Below are 14,191 nucleotides of genomic sequence, written 5' to 3' on the forward strand. Positions count from 1 at the left end.
AGACGTTAGAACCGATCAAACCGATAGGGACTTGGGTCAACGATGGGGGGGACATCCGAAACAATATCTGCAGCCAGTTGTCCAGCTGCAGGGCCAGTACCAAAACCATGACCGGAAAAGCCGGTTGCTACCGTCAGCCCAGGCAATGTTTTGATACGGTCAATCATCGGCGTTGAATCCGGTGTAACATCAATTAAGCCTGCCCATGATTCTTCTATTTTTGTATTTTTAAACATGGGCCAAGCACTGATGGTGTTATTCATAGCGTCGTTAAGGAGGCCATGATTAACCTTCGGCTCGCACACGCGAACGTGTTCGAACGGAGTTTTTTGAGATGCGCGCCATGATCTAGGCATGGCTAAATCACGAAAGAAGGTACCGTTAAAGGCAATATTCAGAGAGTCCTTTCCATGCTTGAGTTGGTCTCTGAACTTTACGCCGATTTTTAGATGGTCTAAGGTAATTGGTGCATCCACTTTGCCGCGCTGCATGATGATAAAACCACCATCTTTGTGTTTGCGGAACGAAAAATCTGGACCGCCGACAGCAATCTGCGTAGGACCTTCCATAGGCGTTGTTCTTAATACGGATGCAATGACGGGAAGCGTCGGCAAGGACACACCATGATTACCAAGGAAACGGCGTGACCATGCACCTCCCGCGAGCAAGACTTGTTCACAGCGAATCTCGCCTTTTTCTGTGACCACTCCGCTGATTTTTCCCGCTGTGGTTGATAGCGTTCGCACGGCGCATTGTTGAACGATAATCGCGCCTTTTTTCACGGCAGCTTTGGCCATAGCAGGAACCGCAATAGAGGGTTCCGCACGACCGTCTGACGCTGTGTAGATCCCGCCTTGCCAGTGGCCTTTTCCGCCTGGAACATGCTGGTTAATTTCTCTTAAACTGAGCATTTTCGAGTCCAGCGACAGAGAATCGACGGACTTCAACCATGCTTCATGCATCGCCATTTGATCTTCTGTTTTGGCTAAAAACATAATGCCTGATTGTTTGTAGCCAACGGATTGACCAATACGTTCAGGCATTTCCGCCCACAGTTTATCCGCCGCCAAAGCCAAAGGAACATCTTCAAAATGACGACTGGTTTTACGTATCCAGCCCAAGTTGCGAGATGATTGCTCACCCGCAATGTGGCCTTTTTCGAGCAATACAACGGGAATATTTCGTTCTGCTAGCGTTAATGCGGCCGTCACACCAATAATGCCGCCGCCGATGATTACCACGGTTGTGGACTCGGGTAATTGGTCTGTGGTATGAACTGCATCAAGTGTTTTTGTCATGACTCAAATCCTGAAAATTGGACGCAATATGCTGTTAGGTGGCGGTATTAATGACTTCAACTTCTGCGCTGGCGGCGCCACGGAAAGCCGTTACTTCCAACTCCATTTTGTAGATGGTTGAGCCAAGTGGCGGACAGGTCACTGTGGTCGCGGGATCGACACCGCGGAATTTGTCACCGATTAGCGTCATTACGGCTTGTGTGTCAGCCAGGTTTTGGATAAAAACACGCGACATCACTACGTCCGCAAGGCTGGAACCAACGGCTTTTAGTGCGGCTTCGACATTGCTAAATACCTGGTGTGTTTGTTCTAGTACGTCGTCTGGAATTTCTTTGGTGTCAGGATTTCGACCTGCGGTATTGGACACAAATATCCAATTGTCTACGCACACTAGGCGTGAGTAGCTGCTGAGTTCTTCTAGTTTTGAACCGGTTTTTACTTTTACTATCTTTGTCATGTGAGTCTTCCAAAAAATTAAATAACAGAAATAAAGGACTATGTGGTTATCTCAAAACCGGTGTTTCCCAAAGATTTAATTTCACGCCAATGTTCTGTTTGATGGCGTTGCGATACACCATGGTTGCCCAAGCAACATCTTCTACTGGCATGCCGCCAACGGACATAATGATGATCTCCTCATCGTTATTACGCCCCGGTGCTTCACCCGCGGTAATTTTGCCAATGTCTTCTAGGTCATCTAGGGTGATTTTGCCTTCAGCGATCATGTCCATGAATCGAACGCCTGGCAGCGGGATATGGTTGTGAGCGGGTTTTGGTACTTCTTCGTACCAAGCTTGGTACAAGCCTGTGTTATCAAGTACTTTACGAACGTCGTTTTGTTCCATGCCATCGTCTAGGCTGCAATAGGCTGGCATTACGAGGAAGGCACCTGGTTTTACCCATTCTCGTTTCACGATCGGATACGTTGATGGATCACCAGTCACACCTGAGTTGCAATAGGTGATGATGTCAGAACCGCGTACCACGTCTTCTAAACTATCGACGATGTGAACATGGGTGATTTGCGGGAAGGATTCGTTTACCCATTCGATAAAGACATCGAGACTTTTTTGTCCGCGGCCTTTGATTTTGATGGTATCTATTTCAGGGCATACCGCCATAAAGGCCGCGACTGCTGTTTTGCCCATGACGCCTGGTCCAAGCAAACCAATGACTTTGGAATCTTTACGTGCAAGGTAACGTGCACCGACACCCGGAACAGCGCCTGTGCGGTAAGCAGAAAGTAGGTTGGCTGACATATACGCCATTGGCGCGCCAGTGTCCGTATCGCTTAATGTGAACATCAAGATCGAGCGTGGTAAGCCTTTTTCTCGGTTGGCTATGTTCGACCCATACCATTTTACGCCGGATGTTTGAAAGCTTCCGCCAAGGTAGGCCGGCATCGCCATTAAGCGACGGTCGGCTGTTGGTTTGGGCATGGTTGGAAAGGGCGACTCATCAGGGAAAGTGATCATGGCGCCGTGGGAATCGCTGTTAGGTCCAGCCATTCTGTAGTCGCCTTTGTAGAGCAGGGTAAACATCTCGTCCATAGTGTCTACGCACTGAGGCATATCCATCACACCAGCTTTAATCATGTCTTGTTCTGACAGGTAAATAAAATCGATTTTTGTGTTCTCTGACATAGCGTATTCCTTCATACAGAGGGGAGAAATTATGTGTTTCCGTGTTTAGCTCGTGTCGGTGTTAGTTGCCTAATAGGACGACATTGCTTCTCGATGAAGCGCTTCAGCTCACAGCGGATAATTTCTGATCCTAGACGGTCAGATTTTTTGAGTATTGAACTTTTGCGACATGGCGTAATAGAAATTGATCGCCATAGAGTTGGCATCGGGCTTGCAAAAATGAAAGATCATTTTGGGTATTTTAGTAAGCAGGTGCGAGTCATGTTAAAAGACTCTGTATACGATCGAGTTTCAGGAATTCACTCCAAACAGCCTTGGTTTGTACTGGGTGCGGCTCAGGAGTTTCTACTTTATCATTCTGATATTCCTAGCATTTCTCACTTTTATAGCTTTGAAGCTGACCCTGCCACAGAGCAAGTTTTAGCGATTCCAGATGGTTGTGTGGACATCTTGTTTGATTGTGATGAACAAAGGCCAACGGCAAAAGTATGTGGCACGACGTTAGAAGCGACAAACGCAGAGTTTATTCATAATCATAGATATTTTGGCGTACGGTTTGTTCCTGGTGTTATCCCTGACTTTTTAAAGGCATCCGCGCAAGAATTGATTGAACATCAGCTTAACTTGCTAGATATCATGCCCAATGCGGATCGAGTTTTTGAACAAATTGTCAGTAGCTCAGTGTTTGCGAACCAGGTTGGTTTTTTTGAAAAATTTTATAAAAATCAGCTTTCTAGGAAGCTATCAATATTAACAAAACAGACAATACACGAAGTTTTTATCAAAAAAGGCAATATACAAATACAGGACTTAGAAGCGTCGACGGGCTATTGTACTCGAACGTTACAACGTCAATTTCGTGCCGACATGGGAATGTCCCCGAAGGCGTTTAGCCGCATTATTCGATGTCAGTCTGCCGTTTATGACCTTAATCACAACAAGGGCGTTACTTTCTCTGATTTGGCTTGTGACCTCGGTTTCAGTGATCAATCACACTTTCTCAGGGAATTTAAAAAGCTGGTCAGTGCAACACCTTTGGATTATTTGAACCGAGTTAAACACGAAACCTATGTTGGAAGACTGCGATATTTTTGAGCTAAAACAGCTCGTTTATTAAATCCGTCGCACCAGGTTAGTGCGACGGATTGTGCTTTATGAAGCAAGTATTTCTATTCTTCTCAATCATCTTTTTTTAGAACCCTGACCTTCACTGTTCATTTTTAATTTTCATTGTGAGGTTTTCCCAATACTGTTAATGATTGTGAGGATGATAATTGTTACTATAACGATTTTGGCTGTTCGTATCTTTTAACGCCGTTATTCGTTAGTAAGAACAATAGAAGGAAACACTTCAACATGATGGTAAAGCAAGTAAGAAAACGGGTATTTCTACTGATAGCATTTTTGTTGATGTTAGCGCCTGTTAATCAGGTGATGGCGTCTGACAGTAACACTGTCCATAAAAGCGATGCTTATAAAGAGATTATCCATGCGATGGGCAGTGCTGAGGTTCCTGAAAAAGTCTTACGTGTGGTGACCTTGTTTCAAGGAGCAACCGATTCTGTGGTGGCGCTGGGTGTGACGCCAGTTGGTGTGGTGGATTCGTGGGCGCAGCCGCCAACCTATGAGTATTTGCGAGATGCTTTGAAAGGTGTTGCTCATGTGGGGTTGGAAACTCAACCGAACCTTGAGGCGATTGTGGCGTTAAAGCCAGATTTGATTATTGGCACCAAGTCTCGTCATGAAAAGATCTATGGTCAGCTGTCACAGATCGCGCCCACTGTGATGGCAGAAAATGTCTATGACTTTAAAACCACCTTGGATCTAACCGCTGAAGCATTAGGCAAGCAAGAGGAAGGCCGACAAGTTTGGGGGGCTTTTCAACAACGTATTACCCACTTTCATCATGTTATCAAAAAGCGTGTGCCAAACTGGCCTTTAACGGCGGCAGTATTAAATATTCGTGCCGATCATTTGCGTCTGTACTTGAATCAAAGTTTTTCTGGTGTGGTGTTGAAAGAAATAGGCTTTAAATTTCCATTGCCGAATGAAAATGGTTGGGGCGTTAAACTGAAGACTAAGGAAGCCTTGCCGAGTGTTAACGCGGATGTGTTTTTTATTATTTTGCAGTCTGATGATGCAGCTGTGAAGCAAAATTACGACGCGTGGCGTGCTCATCCGCTATGGAAAATGCTAACGGCGCCTAAAAATCAGCAAGTATTTGAAGTGGATAATGTCGCTTGGTTGTTGTCTGGTGGGATTCTAGGAGCTGAAAAAATCCTCGATCAGTTGTACCAAATCTATCAACTCCCTCAGGCTAATCACTAGAGCATTTATGCACTTATACAGCAGTCGCACTTTTAAATGGAGCCTTCTTGCTCTGTCTATTGTATGCCTGATGCTCTCTTTGTTGGGGAGCATTGCTTATGGGCAATACGTTATTTCAAGCAAATCCGTCTGGACAGCGTTTTGGGCGTTTGATCCCCAGTCTATTGATCACGTTATTATCCGTACCACGCGTTTATCCCGTGCACTTGTTGCTTGTCTAGTTGGTTCGGCGTTGGCGGTTGCTGGTGTTTTGATGCAAGCCTTAACACGGAACCCGCTGGCTTCACCGTCTATCTTTGGTGTTAACGCGGGCGCTCTATTTTCTATCGTTTTATTCTCGACTTTCTTTTCCGTTACTTCCTTGAATACGTTTTTATGGTTGGCTTTTTTGGGCGCGAGCGTCGCTGGTGCGCTGGTTTATGGGCTGGGTAGTTTAGGAAAAGACGGATTGTCTCCAGTACGCATTGTCTTGTCTGGGGCAGCGATTTCGGCGCTATTCATGGCCTTTACTCAAGGCATATTGGTGATTGGTCAAGAAGGCTTAGACAGTGTGTTGTTTTGGGTAGCGGGTTCTGTATCGGGCCGTGATTTGTCTATGGTGATGCCATTAGTGCCCGCTTTTGTTGTTGGCATCGTGTTGGCGATGCTGGCAGCACCACAGATCAATATTTTGTTGTCCGGCGACGACATTGCGAAAGGATTAGGGCAGAACACTGTGCTGATTAAGGTGGTGCTGAGTTTGCTGATTATTGGTTTGGCGGGTGGCTCGGTCGCGCTGGGTGGCAGCATTGGTTTTATCGGTTTGATGGTGCCGCATATGGTGCGTTCCTTGGTGGGTTATGATCATAAGTGGCTAATACCGTTGAGCGCACTGTGGGGGGCAATTTTGTTGTTGTGCGCGGATGTGATCAGTCGTTTTGTGATTATGCCAGAAGAAGTGCCAATTGGTGTGACGACAGCGATTCTAGGGGCGCCTTTCTTTATTTATTTAGCGCGAAAAGGAGGCAAGCGTGAGTAAGTTTTTCAGCGTTCGCCATCGTTTATTTTCTTTTTCGACGCCAGTTCGTTCTTTATGGTCGATGCTCATTCTCTTTGCCTTTTTTCTTTCGATTATTCTATTTTCCCTGTGTTTAGGCGAAGAGTTCATAGCTTTGCCGCAAGTACTTCAGGTGCTGCTTGGCAAAGGGGATCAGGCTTTGCAGTTTGTTGTGGAAACTTTGCGTTTGCCTAGGGTGTTGATGGCGGCCATGGTGGGCGCTGCGTTGGCGTCGTCTGGGTTGGTGTTGCAATCCATGATACGCAATCCGTTAGCGTCTCCGGATATTATTGGCATTACGGGCGGTGCTTCCGCTGCAGCGGTGTGCTTCCTATCATTTTTTGCGACGGCAATGGGAATGATCTGGTTGCCTGTGTTTGCTATTGCAGGCGCTTTGTTAGCGGCTTTGTTGATCTACGCGCTTGCTTGGAACAGTGGCGTGACGCCGATGCGGTTGGTGTTTGTTGGCATTGGTATATCCTCGGCGATGGGCGCGGTGACGACCTTTGTTATTGCAGCGGTTCCACTGTCGACCAGTATTACCGCGTATATCTGGCTAACGGGCAGTGTGTATGGCGCGAGTTGGGTTGAAGTAAAAGCCTTGTTGCCGTGGCTGTTGATTTCTTGGCCCTTGGCGTTTTATTTAGCGCGCCGAGTGAATACCCAAGAATTAGGTGATCAACTGGCAACTGGATTGGGTATATCTGTTCAGCGCTTGCGTTTAGCTCTGTTGTTTTTGAGTGTGATGATGGCAGCCCCCGCGATTGCCTATGCGGGGGCGGTGGGTTTTGTGGGGTTGATCGCGCCCCATATTGCTCGTCGTCTTGTGGTGCGGAGTTTCGCACTTTTATTGCCTACGTCGGCCTTGGTTGGCGCATGTTTAGTGATGTTAGCGGATTTATGCGGTCGTTTGTTATTCCAGCCTTTGGATATTCCGGCTGGTGTTTTTGTATCCGCTATTGGCGCACCATTCTTTATTTATTTACTTTATCGACAGCGTTTCTAAGTCGGTTGGTTATATTGGGATTTTTTAACGATGAGTATGTCCGAACATTCTTTAGCAGACAGTAATATATTCGCTCATAGCCCATTGGAGAGCGTGGCGCTGTCTTTAGGCTACGAGAAAAAGACCATTATCAAATCGTTGGATTTGGCCATTAAACCTAATCAAATTACCGTGCTGGTGGGCGGCAATGGTTGTGGTAAATCTACCTTGTTGAAGTCGTTTGCTCGCTTGTTGAAACCTTCGACTGGTCAGATTCTCCTTAATGGCGCAGATATTCATTCCTTATCTGGTAAAGACGTGGCTCGCAAGTTGGCTATCCTGCCTCAAGGACCTGTTGCACCAGAAGGATTGACGGTTGAGCAGTTGGTTCGCCAAGGTCGTTACCCTCACCAAAATTGGTTACAAAGCTGGACGGAAGACGACGAGCGGTTAGTGCATAAAGCCTTGCAAGACACCAACATGACCGAGTTTGCTAATCGTTCCATTGATGCTTTATCTGGTGGTCAGAGACAGCGAGCTTGGATTGCCATGGCGCTGGCGCAAAATACCAATATTTTGTTATTGGATGAACCGACAACCTATTTGGATTTAACCCATCAAATAGAGATTCTTGATCTGTTGTTCGAGCTCAATGCGACGCAGAAAACGACCATCTTGATGGTGTTGCATGATCTGAATCTTGCCGCCCGTTATGCCCATAACATGATCGCCATTAAAGACGGCTCGGTATTTTGCCAAGGTCCACCAGAAGCGATTTTAGACCATGATATGGTGAAAGCGGTGTTTGATATGGAATGCCATATCAGCGCCGACCCCTTGTTTGGTACGCCAATGTGCATTCCTTATGGAAAAGGTCGTAAGGTCGATTTTCAGGCGGCTAAGCATGTTTGAGCGAGATAACAAGCATGAGCTTCTTGCTGAAGAGTGGGAGGTGTTGGCGGCATTTGGGCTTAAGTCCTATCAACAAGACGAGCCACTTGCTATCGATTCTACCAAACTATTGGATGATGCGTTGTGTTTGGAAACCCTACAAAAAATTCTGCCAGAGACTCGGTGCGCCGAATATTAAAGTGACCGCGTCACTGGTGATAAAACGTGTGGCCTTTCTCACACTTGCCCCTGTTTTATACGCCATGTCGAGTTTTGATAAGGGCCTTGATGGCTCGCTCGAAAATAGCGTCTTTGAATACCCGTTAGATAACAGAATTTGGCAATCCAAGATGCCATTAAAAGACACATCGGTGTCGGTTTGGAATAGTTCGAATAAAGAAAGTCGAGACACTTGGCGAGATGGCATTTTGACGAAGGTGTTTGCTGGGCATCTAACTTTATTGGTCGAACACTTCTATCGTTTAACTAAAGTGTCGCGACGAGTGCTTTGGGAAAATGTGGCTGTAAGAGTATTTAGTATTTACGAACAGCGTATTTTAACGAGTGTTTCAAAAGAAAAGAGAGAAACGGCAGAAGCGGATTACGCATGTTTATTAGATAAAAGTATGTCGAAATTATTCGGTTTAAACGAAAATCCTTTGACGATGTTTTATCGAGACAAGCAGTTAACGGCACTGTCAGAAAATCCTGTTCGGGTTCGACGTACCTGTTGTTTTTACTACCAAGCCACTGAACCGCCAGTGTATTGCGGTTCGTGTCCTTTGCCGTTGAAAAAGAAAACAACCCCCCTTAATCCTCCCCTTGAAGATAAGGGGAGGAGATTGTTCTCGTCGTTTTTGGGGGTTAAAAGTCTAAACCGTAAGCCAATGTCAGAGTACGACCGCGGCCTTTGAAGTAAAAACTGTCATTAGCATAGGCCGCTTGTGAATAGTAAGTGAAATAATCTTCGTTAAATAGGTTGGCCACTGCGACACTCATTTTACCAACTGGCAGCTTATAACCGACAGATGCGTCGACCAGTGTATATCCGTCAAAGTTTAAATCTTCATCATCAAAGCTGCGGCTAAAAGCATGGCTTACTTGCAATAAAGAAGACAGTTTTTCGTCCCAACGAGCATTCCATGATGTTACTAAGCGATTAGGCGGAATATCCGCGCCAGTCAGTTTGGTATCTACTTTACCATCACCATCCGTATCAGACTTGCCTTGGATGTAAGAGTAGCTAGCTTGTAACTTGTGGTCTTTGTTGAGCTGGAACCCTAAAGACGCTTCTGCACCGTGAATTTCTTTCTTTTCACGTTTGACGACGTAAAGTCCATTCTGGTTCTCAATTCGGCTACCTAAATCAGAATTGGATTGGTAGGCACTCAGTTCGAAGTCGAATGCATTGCGATGGATACGAAAGCCCGCCTCATAGTTGTCTGTCAGAATGGGAGACAGATCAATAAGTGTATCAACGTCTTGATCGGCGGTTGATACCCCTCTGAGTATACGCCCGACATCAGGCATACCAAAGCCTTGCGAGTAGTTGGCAAACACACTAATAGAAGGTGTTAGCTTGAACACGGCGCCAGCGTTGTAAACCGTATCGCTAAAGCTTGGTGAGCCTCCATCTACTAAAACCGATGTATTTTTATTCGTTGCGACAGTTCTATAAGTATCTACATCTAATTTAGCGTGTTCATTACGGACTCCTGCTTGCAGAACTAAGCGGTCCGTTGGTTTGTATTCAAATTGAATGAATGGCGCGTAGTTGGTGTATTCCGTCTCAGGAACATAAGTACGATTGGTCAATACTAATGTCTGACTGGTTTTGTCTTGCAGTAAATCTAACCCAGTAGTGATACTTAAATTACTATTTAACAGGTCATCTTTGGTCAGACTGAATTTAGCACCAACTTTCTCAGATTGGTTCTGGCTTTGATCATAGAGCGTACCAACGGGGGCAATACTGACGTCCTGAAAGCTGTTTGAGTTTGACGCGCCATAACGTCCCTCGAAGTCTTGATGGAAAACTTGCGCTTTAAATTCCATACCATCAAGGTCACTGTCGGTATAGAAAAGGCTGGTGGTTTGCACATCGTTGTAAGGTGCTACACCGTTTGGCGGGGTGCCTTTTATGGAGCTGGTTGCGACACCATTTTCTCTGTCACCATCAACGCCAGTAAAATTCATGCGACTTTTTAAGCGGTATTTGTTGGCTTCCAGTTCTAGTCTTTTGTCGTCAGTCAGCCAGTAACCCAGTTTAACAAAGACGTCGTGGCTGTTAGAGTCCATGATGTCACCACGAACCGTTGCTGCGCCAACATAATTGCCGTCAGCATCAAGGTAGATGCCCTGTACTTCGTTGGTTAATCCTACAAGATAATCAAAATCGCCTGCAGAACCCTCTACTTGGTAGCCAATTTTATAGCCTAGAGAATCGCTGCTAATCTCATCTGTTGGTGTTGTGAGTTGCACGTCGACATGTTGCTTCACCTCGTTTGAGCGGTTGGACTTGGTGATGAAGTTTATAATACCACCCGTAGCTCCTAGACCGTGTACGGCGCTGGCGCCATGAATGACTTCGATACGATCAACCATAGCTAGGTCGATTGTATGGGCAGATCGGCTACCCTCTCGAATCGGATTTGATTGCGGTACACCATCCACCATGTACAACACTGAACGGCCACGAAAGGTTTGGCTACTATTATTTAGTTTTTGCGTATTCGGCGAGTAAGCGGGTAAGAGGCTGGCGAGCGCCTGAGAGCTATCGGAGCTGATGGAAAGCTGATCCTCAATTTGCTGTCGAGTGATTACCGTAACGACTTGAGGGCTGTTTTCTTTTTTGGTATTTGATCGACTGGTTTGGATAATCAAGGTATTTAGATTAATCGCTTGATTGTCTGCTGTCAGGTTTTGGGTGCGCTCTGTTAGGCTGTAGGTACCGTCCTGATTAGCGATCACCACCAAATCAGTATTAGAGAGTAATTGCTCAATTAATTCTATCGGACTGCTGTTGCCAGAAATACCCTCACTATTAAGGTGTCGTGTTAATGCTGGGTTAAACGAGAGTGCTATGTTGTGACGAGCGGCAAACTCAGTAAGGACTTTTCCAAGGTTGCCGGCTTCGATGCGCAATGGCTCGCTAATAGTTTGATCCGTGGTATCTTGCGCGACGGTAAATGGGCTAAGACCAGACGCGATGATTAGCCCACTGCACGTTAATGTGGTGCTGATTACCTTCTGAAATTGTGTTTTTAAATGTGTTTTTTTACGGGTAGACACAGCCACCTCCTTCTTTAACATTATGGTACTTATGAGTTGTTTAACTACTAAGCCACCTGAAAAGAAAAAAAGTGTCAGCAGAAATAGGAATTATGTCGTTTTTTTTGATTAAGTGTTTTTACTGTCATTAAACAGCCTCTATCGTGACCCAATAATTCCCTAAATGACTGTTTATTTGGATAGGATAAGTGTGCGACAGCATGCTGAAAATAATGTTGATATCTTTAATAGGAAAAGCCCCCGATATATCAATATTGGCAATCTCAGGGGCAACTCGTAATAAGCCGCTATGATAGCGGGAGACTTCTTGGATAAACTGATTTAATGGCATATTGTGAACGGCAATCATTTTGTCTAGCCAAGACGTCGTGTTGGATTCGAGTGCCTGACGAGATAAAAATGCATGGCTTGATAGCTCGATTTGATAACCGGCTTTAATGATATTGTCTTGTGTATTTTCTGCAAATTTAGGTGACGCTTTCACGCGGCCTTGAATGACTCCTACTCGTGTTAAGTCACTATACTGACGTACGGTGAAGTTCGCCTCCAAGGGCGATAAAATCGCGTCCCGTGTCTTAACGATAAAGGGATTCCGCTTTTGCGAAGGCGTCGATGTAGTATGAACTTGGATTTCTCCCTCTCTCAATGATAATAAGCGCGCCTTGTCATCAAAAGAAATATCAAATGCCGTTGCCGTATTAAGCTTAACCGTGGTTCCGTCTGGTAAAGTGACCTGTTTTTGCTGCCCTTTCGCTGTGCGGTAATCGGCGTTCCATTGTTGATTGTCGACCACTTTGTAGCTTCCCCAGATGAATGGTCCAGAGGCGAGAAGTAATGCTAGTTTGCCAAGATGTAATCGGCGGGTTTCATCATCAGGTCGATTGAGTACAGCATAAGCGATACCTTTTGGCAGCGTGTCGACTTGATTTATAAAATGTTGGGCGCGTTGCCATGCACACTGATTGTCTTTGTTTAACGCTAGCCATTGTTGCAGTTGCTTTTGCTCGTCATCGCTTAGTGGTTGCTCTTGTTGTCTGATCAACCAATCAGCGGCTTCGTGCAGGCTTTTTTTTGATATTTTATTCAAACAAATCGTCTCCCATCAAAATGAAGCACTTTACATAAGCTTGTTTCATGTAGCGCTTCACCGTGGCAAGAGAAAGATGCATTTCATCGGCTATTTGTTGATATTTTTTACCTTCAATTTGCGACAGCAAAAATACCTGTTTTACCTGACTTGGAAGCGCATTCAGCAAAGCATCTATTTCCTCCAAGGTCTGCAAAATAATGAATTCATTTTCAGGTGATATAACGAAGGATTCAGGTTGTTTCGCTAAAAGCTCTAGGTACGCTTGCTCTAAGGATTTCCGTCTATAAAAATGGCACACAAGACCTTTGGCGATGGTTGCTAAATAGGCTTTTGGTTCTTTTATGGTTGTCGCATTTTGCTTTGCGTGAATGCGCAAAAAAGTATCTTGAGTTAAATCAGCGGCATCGTATTGGCTGTCTAAACGTTTACGAATCCATGTGTACAGCCAATTGTGATGATTGACATAGAGCGAGTGCATTACGTCATGTTGCACACTGGGAGTCACATTGTGCGGCATGAAACTGGGCCTTATTTAATATAAATGATAATTACTATCATTAAAAATCTTTATGGTTTCCTTGTCAAGAGAGGGTGCTGGAATGTAGGGGGTTTTTGCTTTGCAAAGACAAAGAAAAGCGCCAGGACAAGACTGACTGGCGCTTCGATTTTTGAGTTAGACCAATGACGTATTATTTTGGCGGATGATTTTCTATCCAATGATCGGCGATGTCCTCGCGGCGGGCAATCCAGACTTGGTCGTGGGATTGTACATAGTCTAGGAATTTCTTTAATGCCATAAAGCGGCTGGGTTTGCCTAGCGTTCGACAATGCATACCGATGGACATCATTTTCGGTGCGGTGGCGCCTTCTTCATACAAACAATCAAAATTGTCTTTCAGGTATTGGAAAAACTCTTCCCCGTGATTAAAGCCGTATGGCGAAGAAAACTTCATGTCGTTGCAGTCAAGCGTGTAAGGCACGATCAGATGCGGTTTGCTGCCACCATCTGGCGTATCGACTTTTACCCAATAGGGTAGGTCGTCGCCGTAGTTGTCTGAGTCGTATTTAAGTTGCGCTTGCTCTGCGACCAAGGCACGAGTGTTTGGTGAGTCGCGTCCGGTGTACCAGCCAACGGGTTTAACCCCAGTGACTTCTTCGATTAGGGCGAGGGCCTGTTGCATGTGCTCGCGCTCTTGCTCAATCGGCATTTCCTGATAATGAATCCATTTTAAACCGTGGCAGACAATCTCGTGTTTGCCTTCCACAAAGGCTTTTGCTACCTCTGGGTTGCGTTGTAATGCGGTGGCAATGGCAAAAACAGTCAGTGGTAAACCGCGTTTTTCGAACTCGTTAAGAATGCGCCAAACACCAGTACGAGAACCGTATTCGTAGAGCGATTCCATGCTCATATGACGATCTTTAAAAGGCTGCGCACCGAATATTTCAGATAGAAAGGTTTCTGCGTGTTCATCGCCATGCAAAACGCAGTTTTCACCGCCTTCTTCGAAGTTCAATACAAACTGTAAGGCGACTCGGGCGTTGTTGGGCCATTTTACGTTTGGCAGCCCTTGGCGGCCATAACCCGCGTAATCTCGTTCTAAATAGTGTTTCATGGTGTGTGTTCCATTC

14 protein-coding genes are annotated in these 14,191 nt (G+C 45.5%); 7 read left to right on the top strand and 7 right to left on the bottom strand.

Going from position 1 to position 14,191, the window contains the following annotated elements; all coding sequences use genetic code 11:
• Positions 1-5: 5 nt before the first annotated feature.
• From ONZ52_RS17825 to ONZ52_RS17835, 3 genes are read right to left on the bottom strand one after another with little or no spacing between them, the layout of a single operon-like run.
• On the bottom strand, positions 6-1,298 hold the full coding sequence (locus ONZ52_RS17825; protein ID WP_265220030.1) for an NAD(P)/FAD-dependent oxidoreductase: 1,293 nt from the start codon (positions 1,296-1,298) through the stop codon (positions 6-8).
• Between the two features lie 34 nt (positions 1,299-1,332).
• Entirely contained in the window at positions 1,333-1,755 is a 423-nt protein-coding gene (locus tag ONZ52_RS17830) for a Rid family hydrolase (protein ID WP_265220031.1), read from the bottom strand.
• Between the two features lie 46 nt (positions 1,756-1,801).
• Positions 1,802-2,941 carry an ornithine cyclodeaminase family protein gene (locus ONZ52_RS17835; RefSeq protein ID WP_265220033.1) on the bottom strand — a complete coding sequence of 380 codons (1,140 nt, stop codon included), beginning with the start codon at positions 2,939-2,941 and terminating at the stop codon, positions 1,802-1,804.
• A gap of 147 nt (positions 2,942-3,088) precedes the next feature.
• On the opposite strand from ONZ52_RS17835, the gene ONZ52_RS17840 reads away from it, so the two are divergent.
• The 7 genes from ONZ52_RS17840 (at position 3,089) to ONZ52_RS17870 (ending at position 9,095) form a co-directional block, all read left to right on the top strand.
• Entirely contained in the window at positions 3,089-4,036 is a 948-nt protein-coding gene (locus ONZ52_RS17840; protein ID WP_265220034.1) for a helix-turn-helix domain-containing protein, read from the top strand.
• Positions 4,037-4,297: 261 nt separating this feature from the next.
• Entirely contained in the window at positions 4,298-5,269 is a 972-nt protein-coding gene (locus ONZ52_RS17845) for an ABC transporter substrate-binding protein (RefSeq protein WP_265220035.1), read from the top strand.
• Positions 5,270-5,276: 7 nt separating this feature from the next.
• The gene (locus ONZ52_RS17850) at positions 5,277-6,287 is read left to right on the top strand and encodes a FecCD family ABC transporter permease (protein ID WP_265220036.1); all 1,011 of its coding nucleotides are present in this window, start codon (positions 5,277-5,279) and stop codon (positions 6,285-6,287) included.
• On the top strand, positions 6,280-7,311 hold the full coding sequence (locus ONZ52_RS17855; RefSeq protein WP_265220037.1) for a FecCD family ABC transporter permease: 1,032 nt from the start codon (positions 6,280-6,282) through the stop codon (positions 7,309-7,311). Before ONZ52_RS17850 ends, ONZ52_RS17855 begins: the two co-directional genes overlap by 8 nt.
• Positions 7,312-7,341: 30 nt before the next feature.
• The gene (locus tag ONZ52_RS17860; protein ID WP_265220038.1) at positions 7,342-8,202 is read left to right on the top strand and encodes an ABC transporter ATP-binding protein; all 861 of its coding nucleotides are present in this window, start codon (positions 7,342-7,344) and stop codon (positions 8,200-8,202) included.
• A complete protein-coding gene (locus ONZ52_RS17865; RefSeq protein ID WP_265220039.1) occupies positions 8,195-8,380 on the top strand; it encodes a hypothetical protein in 186 nt (61 codons plus the stop codon). Before ONZ52_RS17860 ends, ONZ52_RS17865 begins: the two co-directional genes overlap by 8 nt.
• Position 8,381: 1 nt before the next feature.
• Positions 8,382-9,095: an IucA/IucC family C-terminal-domain containing protein gene (locus ONZ52_RS17870; protein ID WP_265220040.1), complete on the top strand. Its 714-nt coding sequence runs from the start codon at positions 8,382-8,384 to the stop codon at positions 9,093-9,095.
• Here ONZ52_RS17870 and ONZ52_RS17875 read toward each other — a convergent pair.
• The 4 genes from ONZ52_RS17875 to puuE all read right to left on the bottom strand — a co-directional run bounded on the left by ONZ52_RS17875 (position 9,046) and on the right by puuE (position 14,175).
• Entirely contained in the window at positions 9,046-11,472 is a 2,427-nt protein-coding gene (locus ONZ52_RS17875; protein WP_265220041.1) for a TonB-dependent receptor, read from the bottom strand. The two genes, ONZ52_RS17870 and ONZ52_RS17875, sit on opposite strands and share 50 nt — an antisense overlap.
• A gap of 127 nt (positions 11,473-11,599) precedes the next feature.
• A complete protein-coding gene (locus ONZ52_RS17880) occupies positions 11,600-12,559 on the bottom strand; it encodes a FecR domain-containing protein (RefSeq protein ID WP_265220042.1) in 960 nt (319 codons plus the stop codon).
• Positions 12,552-13,079, bottom strand: a complete 528-nt coding sequence (locus tag ONZ52_RS17885; RefSeq protein WP_265220043.1) for a sigma-70 family RNA polymerase sigma factor — start codon at positions 13,077-13,079, stop codon at positions 12,552-12,554. Before ONZ52_RS17885 ends, ONZ52_RS17880 begins: the two co-directional genes overlap by 8 nt.
• A 172-nt stretch (positions 13,080-13,251) precedes the next feature.
• On the bottom strand, positions 13,252-14,175 hold the full coding sequence (gene puuE / locus ONZ52_RS17890; protein WP_265220044.1) for an allantoinase PuuE: 924 nt from the start codon (positions 14,173-14,175) through the stop codon (positions 13,252-13,254).
• Between the last annotated feature and the right edge of the window lie 16 nt (positions 14,176-14,191).

The sequence above is a fragment of the Marinomonas rhodophyticola genome (genome assembly GCF_026113935.1).
GTDB lineage: Bacteria > Pseudomonadota > Gammaproteobacteria > Pseudomonadales > Marinomonadaceae > Marinomonas > Marinomonas rhodophyticola.